Annotated in this window: 13 protein-coding genes and 1 pseudogene; 9 read left to right on the top strand and 5 right to left on the bottom strand. The window is 45.0% G+C overall.

Going from position 1 to position 14,255, the window contains the following annotated elements; all coding sequences use genetic code 11:
- Positions 1–250 precede the first annotated feature (250 nt).
- Positions 251–979 carry an SIMPL domain-containing protein gene (locus RIM23_RS01035; protein WP_446357862.1) on the top strand — a complete coding sequence of 243 codons (729 nt, stop codon included), beginning with the start codon at positions 251–253 and terminating at the stop codon, positions 977–979.
- 3 nt (positions 980–982) lie between these two features.
- On the opposite strand, the gene RIM23_RS01030 is transcribed toward RIM23_RS01035, so the two are convergent.
- Positions 983–1,345 (bottom strand): single-stranded DNA-binding protein, encoded by a 363-nt coding sequence (locus RIM23_RS01030; protein ID WP_446363684.1) that lies wholly within the window; start codon positions 1,343–1,345, stop codon positions 983–985.
- Positions 1,346–1,691: 346 nt separating this feature from the next.
- Here RIM23_RS01030 and RIM23_RS01025 point away from each other — a divergent pair, with 346 nt between their 5' ends.
- From RIM23_RS01025 to mreD, 3 genes are all read left to right on the top strand, one after another.
- Positions 1,692–2,699 (top strand): rod shape-determining protein, encoded by a 1,008-nt coding sequence (locus tag RIM23_RS01025; protein ID WP_446335205.1) that lies wholly within the window; start codon positions 1,692–1,694, stop codon positions 2,697–2,699.
- Positions 2,700–2,820: 121 nt separating this feature from the next.
- Positions 2,821–3,579: a rod shape-determining protein MreC gene (mreC, locus tag RIM23_RS01020; RefSeq protein ID WP_446363682.1), complete on the top strand. Its 759-nt coding sequence runs from the start codon at positions 2,821–2,823 to the stop codon at positions 3,577–3,579.
- A gap of 243 nt (positions 3,580–3,822) precedes the next feature.
- Positions 3,823–4,368, top strand: coding sequence for a rod shape-determining protein MreD (mreD, locus tag RIM23_RS01015; RefSeq protein WP_446363690.1), 546 nt, complete (start codon positions 3,823–3,825; stop codon positions 4,366–4,368).
- A gap of 61 nt (positions 4,369–4,429) precedes the next feature.
- Here mreD and RIM23_RS01010 read toward each other — a convergent pair whose 3' ends face one another.
- Positions 4,430–5,236 carry an HAD family hydrolase gene (locus RIM23_RS01010; protein WP_446363680.1) on the bottom strand — a complete coding sequence of 269 codons (807 nt, stop codon included), beginning with the start codon at positions 5,234–5,236 and terminating at the stop codon, positions 4,430–4,432.
- A 155-nt stretch (positions 5,237–5,391) separates the two neighbouring features.
- On the opposite strand from RIM23_RS01010, the gene RIM23_RS01005 reads away from it, so the two are divergent.
- From RIM23_RS01005 to RIM23_RS00985, 5 genes and pseudogenes are all read left to right on the top strand, one after another.
- Positions 5,392–7,419, top strand: coding sequence for a protein kinase domain-containing protein (locus tag RIM23_RS01005; protein WP_446363678.1), 2,028 nt, complete (start codon positions 5,392–5,394; stop codon positions 7,417–7,419).
- Between the two features lie 372 nt (positions 7,420–7,791).
- Positions 7,792–7,978: pseudogene (locus RIM23_RS01000) on the top strand (DUF433 domain-containing protein); the annotation flags it as partial.
- Positions 7,979–7,986: 8 nt separating this feature from the next.
- Positions 7,987–9,054: an N-acetylmuramoyl-L-alanine amidase family protein gene (locus RIM23_RS00995; protein ID WP_446363676.1), complete on the top strand. Its 1,068-nt coding sequence runs from the start codon at positions 7,987–7,989 to the stop codon at positions 9,052–9,054.
- A 98-nt stretch (positions 9,055–9,152) separates the two neighbouring features.
- Positions 9,153–9,524 (top strand): hypothetical protein, encoded by a 372-nt coding sequence (locus RIM23_RS00990; protein ID WP_446363674.1) that lies wholly within the window; start codon positions 9,153–9,155, stop codon positions 9,522–9,524.
- Between the two features lie 44 nt (positions 9,525–9,568).
- Positions 9,569–10,336, top strand: coding sequence for a DUF2272 domain-containing protein (locus RIM23_RS00985; protein ID WP_446363672.1), 768 nt, complete (start codon positions 9,569–9,571; stop codon positions 10,334–10,336).
- A 248-nt stretch (positions 10,337–10,584) separates the two neighbouring features.
- Here the strand turns inward: RIM23_RS00985 and RIM23_RS00980 are convergent, their stop codons facing one another.
- The 3 genes from RIM23_RS00980 to RIM23_RS00970 all read right to left on the bottom strand — a co-directional run bounded on the left by RIM23_RS00980 (position 10,585) and on the right by RIM23_RS00970 (position 13,970).
- Positions 10,585–11,046, bottom strand: coding sequence for a CPBP family glutamic-type intramembrane protease (locus tag RIM23_RS00980; protein ID WP_446363670.1), 462 nt, complete (start codon positions 11,044–11,046; stop codon positions 10,585–10,587).
- A gap of 125 nt (positions 11,047–11,171) precedes the next feature.
- On the bottom strand, positions 11,172–12,920 hold the full coding sequence (locus RIM23_RS00975) for a beta strand repeat-containing protein (protein WP_446363668.1): 1,749 nt from the start codon (positions 12,918–12,920) through the stop codon (positions 11,172–11,174).
- A 186-nt stretch (positions 12,921–13,106) separates the two neighbouring features.
- Positions 13,107–13,970 (bottom strand): two-partner secretion domain-containing protein, encoded by an 864-nt coding sequence (locus RIM23_RS00970; protein WP_446363666.1) that lies wholly within the window; start codon positions 13,968–13,970, stop codon positions 13,107–13,109.
- Positions 13,971–14,255 lie beyond the last annotated feature (285 nt).

Here is a 14,255-nt window from a genome sequence, read left to right as displayed (position 1 = left end):
TCTTGGGTGTCATGACCAAAGGAAGCGTAGCCAACCTTGCCAGATGGTAGGTTACTCTTTTTTACGGCTGAGTCTGCACGCTCACCCCACCTACCCAAAATGCTTAGTTTTGGGTAGTTGTGGGTAGACATTTACGAGCGGTATATATCAAACTAAAGGGTTACAAAAACTGTAACCCCAGAAATGATAATGCTCTATGGTGTCAAAGTGAAAGCTTAATCTATCTGTCTGTATTTGGAGGATTGACAAAATGACATATCTATGCTCCAGTTTCCTTAGTCAAAAACAGTTACAGGCGATGGCTGGGGTTTTGGGTTTCGTGATGCTCGCCTGGATCAATCCCGCGATCGCGCAGGAACGACTACTACGAACCCTAACGGTTACAGGGCAAGGGATAGAGCGGATTCCCACAACCTTGACCCAAGTGCAGTTAGGGGTTGAGGTACAAGGAAAAACAGCAGCTCAGGTGCAACAAGAGGTGGCACGTAAGTCGGCGGCTGTGGTGGAGTTGCTGCGATCGCGCAATGTTGAACAACTCCAAACCACCAGCATCCAGCTCAACCCTGTCTATAGCTATGAGAACAACCAGCAACGCCTGATCGGGTATTCCGCCAGTAACACAGTGAGCTTCCGGATTCCCACGGAACAGGCGGGAACGCTTTTGGATGATGCCGTTGCCGTCGGAGCTACCCGCATCGACTCCATTCGCTTTACCGCCCCTGAGAGTGCAGTCTCCACGGCTCAAAAACAAGCGCTACGGGAAGCCACTCAGGATGCCCAACAGCAAGCCGATGCCGTGTTAAATGCCTTGAACCTCACCCGCCAAGATATTGTTAACATTCAAATTAATGGTGCCACACCACCTCCACCCATGCCCATGCTGGACAGGGCGGAGTTCGTTGCCCAAAATGTGGCGACACCGATCATTGGTGGCGATCAAGAAGTACAGGCATCCGTCACACTGCAAATTAGCTACTAAAAATTAGAACTCTGTCTCGTTGTAGCTATTCACCGCGTTGGGGTCATTATCTCGTTTGGAACCTAATAACTCCATTCGATCCACCCGGATTACGGGCTTGTGGTAGTTGTGACCATCCCTTGTCGTTAAGGGATCAATCTTCAGCGCCCCTTGAACCCCAATCAAGCTCCCCTTACGCACGTAGTTAGCTGCCACCTCCGCTGTCTTGCCCCAAAGCTCTAGATTGAACCAGTCAGGCTTATCACTGTTGCGGCTGCGACGATCCACCGCCAGTGATAATGTACACAAAACACTGCCCGACTCGAAATACCTGACATCTGGGTCTGCACCCACCCGACCAACTAAATTAACCACATTGAGACTCATTTTTTTAGTACCCTTGTACTTATGCCAATCAGTTTAGCGAATTTATGCCGTTCTCCACAATCCCTAAAGCCGGACTGGAGGCACGCCAATTGCAGTTATTCACGCTCTAGGGGTGAACTATACTTTCTCCGGATCAGCAATTTTGCCGTCTGAATGATACTTTCAGCTTGGTTTTCAACGATTAATAGGGATGACTTGCTCAACTTCACTAGACTCAGCCAAAAAAACGTAATAGAATCCACCTCGGTTACAGTTCAGATACTTTGTTTGTTATACACAGAAACATTCGACTTTGGGGGCGTATAAACGAGTGGGTATTTTCAGTCGCTTTTCCCTATCCCGGGACATGGGTATCGATTTAGGTACTGCTAATACTTTAGTCTATGTATCTGGCAAAGGCATTGTACTCCAAGAGCCTTCTGTCGTCGCCATGGACCAAGATGAAAAAGTTCCACTAGCCGTGGGAGAGGATGCCAAAAAAATGCTGGGCAGAACTCCAGGTAACGTGGTCGCCCTGCGTCCTCTACGCGATGGTGTGATTGCCGACTTCGATACCGCCGAACTAATGCTCAAGCATTTTATCCGGCGAGTACACGAAGGTCGTACTTTAGTTCAACCCCGAATCGTCATTGGTATTCCCAGTGGTGTAACCGGTGTGGAACGGCGGGCAGTCATGGAAGCCGCATCTCAAGCCGGTGCTAGAGATGTTTACTTGATTGATGAGCCAGTTGCTGCCGCCATTGGTGCGGGGCTGCCAGTGGCAGAGCCAACGGGTAATATGATTATTGATATCGGTGGTGGTACTACAGAAGTCGCGGTGCTAAGTTTACAAGGTACCGTTTTGAGTGAATCTGTACGGATTGCTGGTGATGAACTGAGTGAATCGATCACCCAGTACATGAAAAAAGTGCATAACCTGGTGATTGGGGAGCGAACCGCTGAAGAAATCAAAATTCAGATTGGCTCAGCTTACCCCACTCATGAAGACGATGATTTCTCTATGGAAGTACGGGGCTTACACTTGCTGTCTGGTTTACCGCGAACCGTGAGTATCAAAGGACCAGAAATTCGCGAAAGTATGTCCGAACCGCTTTCAGTCATCGTTGACGCGGTAAAACGTACCTTAGAGCGGACACCGCCAGAACTCGCTGCCGATATTATTGATCGAGGCATCATGTTAGCTGGTGGCGGTGCCTTACTAAAAGGGCTAGACACTTTGATTAGTCATGAAACGGGTATAGTGACTCATGTAGCTGCCGATCCGCTAAGCTGTGTGGTCTTAGGAACAGGTCGTGTTCTGGAGAACTTCAAACAGCTAGAACGGGTGTTTAGTGGGCGTTCTCGCCATATCTAAGATGATGGTATCAAAAGAGAGCAGCCTGGAGAAGGTTAGTTCACAAGCTGCATGAGTCGTTTACCTGCACTATTGCAACTCGATGCCATCAGCCGAAAGCTGAACGAATACGAGACAGGTTATGTATATATTGCGTCGTTGGTGGGACAAACATGGAGTCGCTGTTGTGCTGGGGGGACTAACTCTAAGCCTTGCTTGGTTCATTCGCCAAAGTCAGGGGGCAGCTCTCTTTGAGGCTTATAAGTTATTAACCCATCCCTTACAATCAGAACCTACGCCAGAGGAGCGCCTGACAAATGCCAAAGTTCTGGAACTGCAACAGCGTCTAGTTGAACTCGAAAGCCAAAATCAAAAACTCAAAGAGCTGCTTGATTATTCTAAAACCCAACAACAGCAAGGAACTCTTGCCCCTATTATTGGGCGTAGTTCTGGTCACTGGTGGCAACATGTTACCTTGGGTCGAGGGAGTCGAGATGGGATTAAGGTTGATTCAATTGTTATGGCACCAGGCGGTTTAGTGGGTCAGATTGTCCATGTGACCCCCAATACAAGTCGTGTACTACTGATCAGCGATGCGACTAGCCGGGTGGGGGCTGTGATTAGCCGTAGCCGTAGCATGGGTTTTATTCGAGGACAAGGGTCACATCGGGCTGTGCTTCAGTTTTTTGACAAAGTACCCGATGTACGCAAGGGTGATGTGGTTTCAACATCACCAGTGAGTAAACTGTTTCCCGCAGGATTACCTTTAGGACGTGTCGAGTCAGTCAATCTCGATAAAAGTCCAGCACCCGAAGCTGTTATTGAGTTGACAGCGCCTCTAGATGCCTTAGAGTGGGTGATTGTTTATCCGCAATCAAAGACGGTTGATACTGAACCCTGAGAGTAGGTAGTTGGGAAAACTGCTCCCCTAAATTCCTTATCTCTCACTGGCAAAATCGAGTTTTTGGCTGGAATTGTTGGAAATTTCTGAGTAAGTTTTTATACTTATAAATTTACCCCGATCAATTCCCCAATCAAGAATCAATAATCAACAAAAATCTAGATGTGACACTTTGGCGGCGAAATGGAGGTCAGAAAAAGGAAAAATTCCTTGAGGACAGCACAGAAGAAACCATTGAATAACATTTTCAATCTTTCTCAGTTTTCACCCCAAGTTCGTCAACTGATGAATTGGATGGTAACGGCGGGTTCTGTCCTCATCTGTGTGATGGCTTTACCAACACGGTTACCAGGGATGGAATTGCTGGGAATCGCCCCCAATTGGTTGTTAATTTGGGTGGTTGCTTGGAGTATCAAACGCACAGCGTTTCAAGGGGCGATGGCAGGGTTAGCATTGGGTTTGATTCAAGATGGGATGACCGCCCCTGAACCGACTCATGTCCTCAGTCTAGTGTTAGTGGGCATTTTAACTGCTCGAATGCAGAAGCAGCGATATATTCAGGAAGATTTTATTTCAGTGGCATTAATTGTATTTGGTATGGCGGTTGTCGCCGAGACGGTGACGGCTATTCAGTATAGTTTTATCGGCGATCGCACGTTGACGGAAATTTGGATGGATCACCAGCGCATTGCCCTATCCTCGGCGATTCTCAGTAGTTTGTGGGCACCTGTGGTTTACTATCCCCTGAATCGTTGGTGGGAACAGATGCACTTACTTGAACAGTCGTGAGATGACTTATGAGATCAAGTTCGGAGTGGCTAAAAGTCGCCCCGACAAATGACGAATTACATTACAAATGATTATTTTTTTGTTTAAACTTGTCCAAAAGATAATCAGTCGCCGTCAGCAGGTCATAGCAAGTATGATTAGGCTGGAATTGCTGCAGATAACGGTAGGAACGAATCCCGCAAGTAAGCGCAACGGTGGGAATGGAAACCGATTGGGCGGCGAGGAGATCGGCTTCAGTATCGCCAATCATCCAAACTGATTGCGGATTAAGAGAAAAAAAATCTTGTTCGGTGAGGGCTTGGGCTAAAAGTTGCTGTTTAACTTGAGCATTATTTCGATAGGCGGCTTGATGATCGTAGGTTCCATAAATACCGCTAAACAGACGGGTCAAGCCATAATTTCTCAAAATTTGCTCAGCTTGTTTCTGACAGCGTAAGGTCACCAGTATTAATCGAATACCATGGGAGTGCAGCGTAGCTAACGCCCAATGCACCCCAGGTTGTAGTTTATCAAGATGCAACAGCAAGGGCTGATTGACAATTTCTAGCACTCGTGCTAAGAAAAATTTAATGGGTTCCCCCTGTAAACCCGATCGCAAAGCAATTTCTTCATCCGCCACCCGGTCTTGCTTCATCTGCCAAAACTGCTGTTTCTCAAGCTGTTGAATGGGTAATGTGATTCCTTTGGCTTGATAGGCAGATTGAGTATCAGCCAGCGCTAGCTTGTAGGTGGTGTAATAGCGCTTAGAGACATCGACAATCGGTCCGTCGAAGTCGCAGAAAACCGTCAGTGGCGCTACAGAGGGGCTATTTCTGTCAGAGCGATCGCACGGCGGTGATTGACAGTCGTAGGCAGCAACACCACTCATAAAACTTTACTCAATTAAGGTTTTTTTGAAACATTTTTTTACATTTTAGCAGTTTCGATAGGAGTTTTAATAGTTCGTCGAGGAATATACCCCAGCATCCTTACCCGCATTCTAAGATCAGGGAAAGACCCTTCGTTACATGGCTGTAGCGAGATATGAGCTACTGTATCAATCCCAGGTGTCCTGAACCCAGTGATCCAGGTAACCTCAACAATCGAATTTGTCGTAATTGTGGTTCACCGTTGTTAATCCAAGGGCGCTATCAGGTGATGCGTCTCCTTAGTGATACCAGTGGATTCGGTATGGTGTATGAAGCCTACCAAGGAGCTATTCCAAAAATATTAAAAGTCCTCAAACCTAAGCACAATAAGAATCCTAAGGTTATCGAATTATTTCAACAAGAAGCCGCCGTATTAATTCAGCTTAATCATCCCGGTATTCCTCAAGTTGAGTCCGATGGGTATTTTCAGTTTGTTCCTCAAGCTGGGGAACCTCTGCACTGCATCATCATGGAAAAAATTGATGGACTGAATTTAAAGCAGTGGATGCGACAACAGGGGAATCATCCTATTTCTGAATCACAGGCACTAAATTGGTTAAAACAACTGGTTGTAATTTTACATCTAGTTCATCAAAAAAACTATTTCCATCGAGATATTAAACCTGAAAATATTATGCTGCGCCCCACGGGTCAATTGGTGTTAATTGATTTCGGTACAGCTAGAGAATTGACCTATACCTACTTAGCGGAAGTAGGTGGTGCGGGGAATGTTACCAAAATTAGTTCTGCGGGTTACACGCCACCCGAACAAGAAAAGGGTTATGCGGTTCCCCAGTCAGATTTCTATGCCTTGGGTCGAACATTTGTCTATTTGTTAACCGCAAAATCGGTAACTGATCCGAGTATGTATGATCCGTTAACCGATCGCTGTAATTGGCGCGAGCAGGTTTCTCTACTCTCAACACCATTAGCCGACCTAATTGACAAGCTGATGGCGCCGACAGCAGCGACTCGACATAAGACAACTCAGGAAATTATGGATGAATTAGCTAATATTTCATCTTTGTCTATTGCCTCTCCCATATCTTCGTCTTTGCCATTACCCAGTGACACAAGGATACAAGCAGCAACCTTGCCGCAAGAAGAATCAGCGATAATGTCTCAACGCCCAGGTTTAATCTCTCAAAAAAAATGGGTTTTGCTGGGAACCTTGGCGTTAGCTATTGGCATTTCCATCTATCAGTTTAGAAAAATAGAGTATCAATTTTCTGCTGAAATTGCTGCCTATCAAGCGCTGGAACTTGTGCAAACAATTAATGCCAATGCCAGTTATATTAATTACCTAATCATCAGTCCGGATGGAGAGACATTAGTGAGTGGGAATGCGGATAAAACAATCCGGTTCTGGCATCTTAAATCTGGTCAAGAAATCCGCCAAATCACAGGTTATGCTAAACCCATTAATTACTTTGCGATTAATTCAGACTGGGATAAAATTGTCACCGGAAGTGGGGAAAAGATCATTCAGGTTTGGGATTTCGCTACTCAGGAAAAAATTCAAACCCTGACGGGACATTCTAGCTTTGTCAATTATTTGGTAATTAGTCCGGATGGGAAAACGTTAGTTAGTGGGAGTGCGGATAAGACGATTAAATTTTGGGATTTAGCCACAGGACAAGAAATTCGCACGCTGACGGGACATTCGAGTTCCGTGAACTACCTGGTAATTAGCCCAGATGGGAAAACGTTAGTTAGTGGGAGTGCGGATAAAACCATTAAACTTTGGGATTTAGCCACAGGACAAGAAATTCGCACAATGACGGGACATTCAAGTTCAATCAACGCCCTAGAAATTAGTCCGGATGGGAAGACGTTAGTCAGTGGAAGTGCAGATAAAACCATTAAACTTTGGGATTTAGCCACAGGACAAGAAATTCGCACAATGACGGGACATTCGAGTTTTGTGAATGCTTTAGCGATTAGTCCAGATGGTCAAGTTTTAGCCAGTGGGAGTGCAGATAAGACGATTAAACTTTGGCAACTTTCCACAGGAGAATTAATTCGCACGCTAAAGGGTCATTTAAGTTCAGTTAATTCTATTGTAATTAGTCCAGATGGAGAAACATTAATCAGTGGGAGTGCAGATAAGACAATTAAACTCTGGCGAGTGCCGAAATTGTAATAAGTGGTCGGACAAAAGAAAACAGCACCGTACTAAGTTTAATAAAGAACAAAAAAATCATCTAAATTCGTTAAATTTTGCTCGACGGTTTGAATGAAGTGTTCTGTGACATACTCCCTAATCACAGGTTGTATCGAGGAATAATAAACAGCGTTTTGAGCGCAACTGTTTCATTAGGGTATTGATTGAGGCGTTGGTTGCGACTTCTGTACCCACTAATATAGATAAAATTTCGCTGAGGAGCTGTTTTTTTGTTGGTAGCGACGCAAACCAGCCTGAAGGTTACTGCTAGCCGCTAGGAACGTTACCCTAAAGGCGCTGGCACTTCCATAACTCAGGTAATATAGAAGCAATATCTAGTAACTTCTGGGTATGACTCCCACTGCTAACGAACAACCAGCTATCATCCGTACAGAACGTGGACTCACGATCGCAGGAACGCGCATCACCCTCTTATGATGTGATGGATTACGTGAAAGCTGAGTATCCACCTAAGTTTATTCGCGGTATGCTCAACTTGACAGATAAGCAAGTTAATGCTGCTTTGTCCTATAATGAGGTGATCACATGGCTAACTGGATTTCATTTGCCCGCGATAAAAGCGATAAACCCCTCGTGTCTGCCATGAATGGCGGAACTGTAGAAGAGAGCCTTAATAGTGATTCTAAGGATAATCTAATCGGGTTTTTGAAGCGTTTTTCTGGAGCAGGTACGTTTCTCGTCGCGAAACCTGATGGTTCTAACAGTGAAGTGGAAGCGGTTGAGCTTCTTCCGCAGACTGACTCAAGTGCCTCTAATGACACTAATGGCACACCCGATGCAACTTGGTTTCAATTTTTTCGCAATGGAGATGGGCAACCGATTGTGGTTGCAATGAAGGGAACTAATGGAGTTGAGTCTTATAAAGGGAATCTGAGGCAAGCTCTGATTGACTTTTTGGTCAGGCATTCGGGTGCTAAGACTTTTCAAATTGCTCCTGCTAGTACATCAATTCCACAGGGTATTCCTGACTGGAAGCCACGTACACCTGAACCTCCAAAACCGTCTGGACATCGGGTAATGCTGGAGATTGGACATGGCCCTGGGGTTCCGTTCGATCCGGGTGCGATCGCCCATGACAATAAAACGACAGAACACGAACTCAATATAATTGCTGCAAATGCTGCTCGTAATGTGCTTGTTGCGGCTGGAGTTGAGTGCACAGTTATCGACCCGCCAGGAAGCCTGCACAGCATTGGTTTACGAGCATCTGGGTTTGATGTGTTTTGTAGCGTCCACCATAATGCTCTTAGAAAGGGACAAAACAAAGCACAAAGATCAGAAGCTTTTTCACACGCAACGAAGGGTGACAAACCCGATCAAGAACTTGCCAGGATGATATCCGCAGAAATGTCTAAAACTTTGGGTCTTCCCAATGGGGGGGCAAAACAAGCCAAGTTGGGAGTTTTGTCAGGTGCTGAAGACACAAATGTTCGCGCTGCTGTTCTTGCCGAAGTTTATTTCATTGATTTTGTCGGCGGTACAGTTAGTGGAAAAAGTTTTCCACCACCCGATCTCAAAAATTCCTCAACTCGTGGTGGTGAAGCAATTGGTCGAGCAATTGTTGATTGGTTGGAAAAGAACCCGCGACGATAGAGACGTTGAACTGAAACATTTTTGGAGGGGAGATAAAAAAATTTTACCTAGCCAAGTAGCAAATAGCTAAACATAGATAAAAATGTAGAGGTTTAGTAATGAATGATTTTAGAGTTATCTCAGCCGGATTAAATTTACGTTCATCTGGTGTGGTTGCTCCCGATAATATTATTGCGGTTCTACCCCAAGGGCAAATTGTTACCCGAATTGGCAGTGAATCAGATAGTGAAAAATGGTGGCAGGTAAGAACTATTTTAGGTGGACGAGCTTTAGAAGGATTCGTTAGTAAATCTTTTCTGTCTAATGTATTAGACCAATTTAATTTTCCCTCACCAAGCAGCAGCACCCTTAGCAAAAAACTAATTCTTTGGGCGACATTTTATTTTATTCCTTTACCAAAGAACTCAAGAAGGCTCATAGTTAAAAAGCACAACAGCTTTCTTTCAAACCAGCAACCTATGCCAAATTGATTGTTTAGTTATACAAAACACAACATCTATTCAGGTGAATAATCATGGCAACACTAAAAGTTAAAACTGACAGTCTGAATCTGCGTAGATCTCCAGAAATCAAAGATGGAAATATCATCACCTCTTTACCCCTTGCCCAAACGGTAGAGGTTGTGGATGGAAACCCTGCTAATAGATTCTGGGAAGTTAAAACTATCGTTAATGGCAGTACTTTAAAAGGATTTGTTAGTGCGGCTTTTTTACGTCAATTTGTAAGCTCGGCTAAAGAGGCATTAATTAGTGCTGCTGTAAAAGAATGGCTTCGATTTGAGCGAGGGAATAAATTAGAATTTGAAGATCCTCAATATAAATATGTTGGAGAATATTGGTCAAAAATCGGATTAAATCTTGATGGAAAAGATCGAGATCAACCTTGGTCGGCAGCGTTTATTTCCTTTGTTGCCCGTGCTGCTGGGTACAATGACTTTAAATTTGCTCCTGCTCACTCTACATACGTTTATGACGCCGTTAAAAAACGCAAGTCCAATGTTACTACTGCACCTTTTTGGGGATTTAAAATTACTGAACATAAACCGCAATTGGGCGATTTAGTCTGCCGCTGGCGAGAGAATCCAATTACTTCCATTGATTCACTGCCAAGTGGAGGATTTAAGAGCCACTGTGACATTGTAGTAGAAATTCGGGATTCAGAAGTGCGTACTCTTGGTGGCAATGTCAATCATTCAGTGTCAATCACTGCATATCCATTGAATTCTAGTGGTTTCCTCAGACCAGCAAGCAATGTCTATGGTGTCCTGAGAAACAATTTTTAATTAAACGGAGGAATTGAAATCATGTCCAGATGGTGCTTCAATTAGATAGAGCAATGCTATCGCTCTTGTGTCACTTTCGGAAGGGCGAAGCCTGAAACCCTTACAGTCAGAAAGTTTGACAATTTGCCCCTATTTAATGAGTTTCTATCAGTTTCTCAACGCCCAAATACTTGGCAGTCATGGCTTTCAGCAATTAGCTTTGATGGTTCTTTTCCCAGATTGACAATAGAGCGTTACTATGATATTTACTATAAATCTAATTTTGAATATCCATCGAATAGAAGTAGCCAAACGACAACAACAATCCAATGAATTACAACAGGGGGCCAGATTGAGCGAGAGTGCCAGTAGGAAATCGTCAACGTGATTCCTAAAATTAGCGTTGACAACAGAAAACCGGGATTGGTGAAAACTCCGAAAGCTTTTTGGTAAAATAAAGCGGCAAATATAGGATGACCGATGACATAAAGAACTATGCTGGTAAAAGCCATAGTTAATTGGATATTGACTGGAGTATTGCTGGTTTTACTGGGAAGTGGCAGGACGCGAAATAGCAGCTCTTCTGCAAAAGAGGGAAAAAAGAAGCGACTCACTAAAATTTTGACAATGCCTAGAAAAGATAAATGCAAAATTCTAACTTCTAAAAGCCCCGAATAAAATCCTATTGGTAAACAAGTTAAAGAAATAATCAATAACAGAAAAACCGTCATGAGCCAACTCTCCAGAGTCGGTACAGTGAGTAGAGCCGAGATGACTTTGTGGTAAATTCTTTCCCTAAAATTCATCTCGGCTGCTCCCGTACTTAGGCGAAATTAACCCAATTATTCACACTGATCTACTCAGGTAATCCATCCTCAGTTGGCTGTAGGTAGATAACCGGATCAGGAAAATTGGGACTGACAACATAGATTGTGCCAGTACCATCTGCACGACCAATTTCAATCTCACTGAAGCCATCAACTATGAAATCAATCTCCGCATCAATGATATCTAAGAAACTGCCACCCTGATTAGAGGTTGCCCCCACCACAATATCTTGATCCAGAGTAAATGTACCAAACTGGAGAATACCACCATTACTCTCAATTTCGCTGCCATCGGCAATATCTACTTCATCACCAAAATAGGTAATGTTACCACCGCTTACGCCGCCACTGGCATCTGTGCTACTAACTACCACAAAACCCGCTGATAGTTTCACATTACCGCCTGTACCAGTGGCAGAACTCACATCAATCATAGAAGCACTTCCATCCGGTGCAGCGTTTGTCGTGTCGATTTTAGTTGGCTCATTACCACTGATGGAAACATCACCGCCGATACCTGACCCTTCAGAGCGAGCAATGACCCTGCTGGTGGAAATATTTCCATCAGCCACTGAAAGCGACACATCACCGCCATCGACCGAATCAGAACTCGCATCAATGATGCCATTGCTGGTGTCAATATCTCCAAAGGCTTCGCTAATGCTTAAGCTAATATTGCCGCCAATTTCAGATCCGGTGGAGTTAGAGAGTAAGCTAGCCGTGCTGATATTGCCATCAACGGTAGACAGACTAATGTCACCTCCTACACCTAAGCTAGTCCCTGACTTGATGGTTCCGGTAGTGGTGTTGATCGAACCTTCCTGCCCGTTTATAGTCAGATCAATATTGCCACCAGTCGTGCCATCTGATTCAGAGAAGGAACTGAGGCTGCTAACGCTAATGCCGCCTTGATTGGTGCTGAGATTGATGTCGCCACCGTTACCCCCTGCTGAGGTCGAGTTGTATGCCCCACTGGTGGTGTCAATCGAGCCGAGACCATTATTGATTGTGGCAGTAATGTTACCACCATTCCCTGACCCATTCGAGGAGGTATTGACATCAGCGGTGTCAATATTGCCCTCATCAGTTTCCAGGGAAACGGCACCGCCATCCCCATTAGCGGCGCTCGCATCAATGGTGCCGCTCGCTGTAATTTGACCCAAATTTTGACTCGCGGTGGCGCTGATAGTTCCACCATTGCCTGCACCGCTTGCACTCGCATTCAAATTTTGAATTTGAATATCGCCTTCATCGGTATCAAGGTCAATGTTACCCGCATTACCATCAACGCTGGTTGAGTCAAGCAAACCGTTGGTAACATCAATACTACCAATGCCGCCTGCATCTGAGACAATATTGCCGCCATTACCTGCTTCAATGGCGCTGGAGTTGAGATCAGCCGTCTGAATATTGCCGTCTATAGTAGTCAGCTCAATCTTGCCGCCATCAGCAACGGTGCCTCCTGAGGTGAGTGTTCCGGCGGTGGTGTCGATGGAGCCTTCGATATCTTGAATATTGAGTTCAATTTGTCCACCTTTTCCGTCTGCATCTTCCGAAAAGGTGTTGACATCGGCGGTAGAAATAGTTCCCTGGAAGGTTAGCATTTCAACATTACCACCTTCACCAACAGCAGCGATCGCATCAATGGTTCCAGTGGTAGTGTTGATAGAGCCTGTACCCGCAGCCACATCTAAGGTGACTTCACCCCCTGCTCCTCCATCACTCGAAGCGTTAATATTACTAGAGCTGATATTGCCTTCATTAGTGGCTAGCTTCACCTCACCGCCATCACCACCGACTGAGGTGCTGGTTAAACTACCATTGGTGGTATCGATGGAGCCAATACCACCGTTGATGGTGAGCTGAATTTCTCCGGCATTGGCAGCTCCACCGGAACTGGTGTCAACGTCAGCAGTATCAATATTACCTGCTGCCGTCGTAAAGAATACGTTGCCGCCTGTACCCTAAGCATCAGCTTTGATTGTGGAGTCAGCACTGACGTAGGTACGGGATGCGGTTGGTAGAGTACCACCGCCCTGATAATCGCCACCAATGTAAACTTCACCGCCGCCAGTGGTTCCGGATGCATCGATATCGGCACTAATGACACCGACGCGATCGCCAAGTACACTAACGCTACCACCGATTTCAGAGCTAGAGGCATCGAGGGAACCTGAGGAGATGGCAACTCCTGACTCGTTTGGCACTGTTGTTCCAGATTCCGTTAAGTACACTGATCCATCAGAGTTAACATCAATGCTATCACCAGTGACATTAGAACCATCGCCAGTCAACAATTCTGGCAGGCTAGCCGGATCAATCGTGGCGCTTGCATCGCCGGGATTCGTCACTTCCAGACTGAGAATCATCCCTTTCTGACTCACCCGCACTCGATTGGTGCCAGGAACCGCTGCAATGGTAATATTACCATCAGGCGCTGTTAATGTTCCTGTGTTGACGACGTTGCCTCCAATTAGGGATAAATTGTTTCCTTCTGTAACCGCCAAATCCCCGACGTTAACGATACTGCCAGGATTTGCTACTGTGAACGCAAATTGGCTAGGATTCCCCACCAAGGTGGTGTAGTTATTATCTCCAATGGCGTTGAACCAGTTATCGCCAAAACCGATGCGATCTGCGGTTGTTGCCGTAAAAGCACCCGGTACATCCAGTTGAGCATTTTCACCAAAGATTATACCGGCTGGATTGATGAGAAAAAGATTAGAATTGCCGCCGGTTACCCGAATTAGACCATTAATTATAGATGGATCAGTGCTGATCACACGACCCAATATGTTTTGAATTTGAGGATTGGATAAAAAATGCACGCTCTTGAAGGCTGGTGGGCAATGAGCGCACGATAAGGTTCTAAATACTGAATAGCTTAAGCGTTTGAGCAATATTTACATAATTTAATATTAAGATAACGCTTTTCGTCAATCGGCTTCCCTTCTTTCAGGTGTTATTCCACAATCACAGGGACAACAAAGAGGTAAGTTAACCTAAATTGAGTCTAGAAAAAGCGTCACTCGACCTATAGACAGATATAATCATGCATAATTAGCCTTGTCGGTAATTGAGGCTTGCGCCCAGAAAACCCTTCTATATTTGGA

Origin of the sequence: Coleofasciculus sp. G3-WIS-01 (assembly GCF_040223135.1) — a bacterium.
In the GTDB taxonomy this organism is placed as follows: domain Bacteria; phylum Cyanobacteriota; class Cyanobacteriia; order Cyanobacteriales; family Coleofasciculaceae; genus Coleofasciculus.
The sequence above is the reverse complement of the archived record's forward strand: the minus strand, read 5'-3'. Positions and strand labels throughout refer to the sequence as shown.